This is a genomic window from Bartonella sp. AA78NXGY (assembly GCF_042197005.1).
Classification (GTDB): Bacteria; Pseudomonadota; Alphaproteobacteria; order Rhizobiales; family Rhizobiaceae; genus Bartonella.
The window spans coordinates 1-2,270 of record NZ_JBHIRI010000056.1 but is presented as its reverse complement, the minus strand read 5'-3'; the positions used below and the strand labels follow the sequence as shown (position 1 = coordinate 2,270).

Below are 2,270 nucleotides of genomic sequence, written 5' to 3'. Positions count from 1 at the left end.
GTGTTGAAGTAAATCTTTGCATCACCCGTTGCATTGTAGACTTCTTGCGTGTCTGGTTTACCAGAACCTATATGCAATGTTTGGTAATGATCTTCTGTTGGTCCATTAAAGATAATGGAGCTGTTATCGAGATTAAGCGTGGAAATATCAGAACGAGATCTTTGAGCGATATCAAGGAGATTGCCATCATCATCTTTTTCATTTTTGCTGGTTTTCAACGTCCATTTTGTATTGTTTTTCAGATCAAAGTGCACATTTCTGTCTTTAGCAATATTTGCTCTGCCCTCTAAAATAGACTGATCTGCGCTTAATGTGAAGGTGCCGTTGGAGATCGTTTTAACCTCTTTACCATCCCACAAATCTTTATCTTTCCATGATGTTTTGTCCCAAAAAATACCATCTCCTAATAATACGTCAGCATGGATTTCTGATTTTTTAAGATTGACTGTGCCGATTGATGGAGCAGCAGCATCTTCGATGCTTTTTTCAACAACAGTTCTAACGAAAATTCCTGTACCATTTTCAGCATGAAGCTCTGCATTAGTCAGATTGATCTCATTACTATGATATTTTTGCGGATCATGCGAGCTATTCGGATTATTATCAAAGAAAGTTGCGAATTGTAAACTGGCAACTTCTGCTGTGGCAGAAACATCTGTCAGATCAATATGTCCGCCATTTATTACAACCAGTGCAGCCATTTTTGCTTCTATTGTATTTTTCTTCCCCTTCTGAGGAGTATCGGATTGGGTATCTAGACCTTTAGAATTAGTATCAATAGCGCCATTAACCATCTTAATTGTGCCATCTTCACCAGTAGCGAGACCAATACCAACATTTTGAATAGTTGTTTTGCCATTTAATTCAACTATACTATCAGCCTCCCAAGTGCTTACACCAACGGTTTCTGCTTCGGACTCACCACCGATTATTGTTAAATCTCCGGTAATGATTTTACTCCCATCATCTGCATAAAGACCTTCATCAAAATTTTGAATGGTTGTTTTGCCAGTTAACTGAATTTCACTCCCAGAGCCCGATGTCCATACACCAGATCGTGCTTCATTGGGGTTGTCATTAATTGCTTTACCACCGACTATTGTTAAATCTCCGCTGGTAATTTTACCACCATTAAAGGCTCCAAGACCGTACGAAACTTTTTCAAAGGTTGTATGCCCCTTTAATTGAATTTCACTATTGGGATCAATGGCTATTATACCAGAAGTGCCGTATTCTTGGTTTTCATAAGCAGTTATTGTTAAATCTTCGCTGGTGATTTTACCACCTTTTTCTGCTCTCAGTCCATCTCTAACTTTTTCAATGCTTGTTTTGCCTTTTAATTCAATTATGCTTCCAAAGCCATTGGCATTTGCACCGTTTCCGAAGTTATTGGTTGTTAGAGTAACATCCGTAATTTCAATACGTCCACCATTTTCTGTAAATAATGCGCCTTCATGTCCATTCAAACTTCCTCCTATGACAGCCCCTCCTTTCATGGTGATCTTGGATTCTATACCATCTGCATGGAGTGCATTACCCTTAGATGATGCGACTGTAACATTGTTGTTTAAAGTAATGATGCTGCCGTTTCCAGCATATACCCCATCAGTTTCCCCATCGAGTGATCCTCCAGAGATTGTTATTGTCGAGTGATCATCTGCAAATATGCCTTTTAGTGCTTGAGTAACGGTTACATTGTTCAAGGTTACTGTGCTGTTTTTAGCACTTATTCCTAAGGATAGTGAACTGTTATCGTTTTCACTCGATATTACCACGTCTTCCAGCTTGTTTTTTTTACTCTTACTGTCAGAAAAGGAAGCACCAGTGCTAGATAAAATGCCAGATGAGGAGGCCTCCATTCCAGAATATGTAATTGTTCCCTTAGTCATTTGAAGTGTAGCACCGTCTTTGGCTTCAAGGCCTAAGAAAATACCAGAACCAGTGCCTTTAATGGTTGTGCCATCCAGTAACTCAATCGCACTGTCAGCACCTTCTGCTGTTACAGCATAGACGGTTTGGTTTGTGCCTTGGTTTATATCTTTATTCGTAACAATGGTTAAATGTTTTCCAATGATTTTGCCACCGTCTTTTGCGTGAATAGTTTCGTAGGTTTTATCGGATACTTCTTGTTGTTTTCCCTCAGAAACTACGAGGGTTTCAGCATGTGCACTGAACTGGATATTGAACAGGATAATAGCGGCTGCAGCTGTGCATGATAAAAGGGATGTTTTATACACTAGTATTCTCCTTATGATAGCCCCCAAATATTC

Annotated in this window: 1 pseudogene; it reads right to left on the bottom strand. The window is 39.3% G+C overall.

The window, feature by feature from the left end:
- Positions 1–2,237 (bottom strand): annotated as a pseudogene (locus ACFINL_RS09540) (autotransporter outer membrane beta-barrel domain-containing protein); the annotation flags it as partial.
- Between the last annotated feature and the right edge of the window lie 33 nt (positions 2,238–2,270).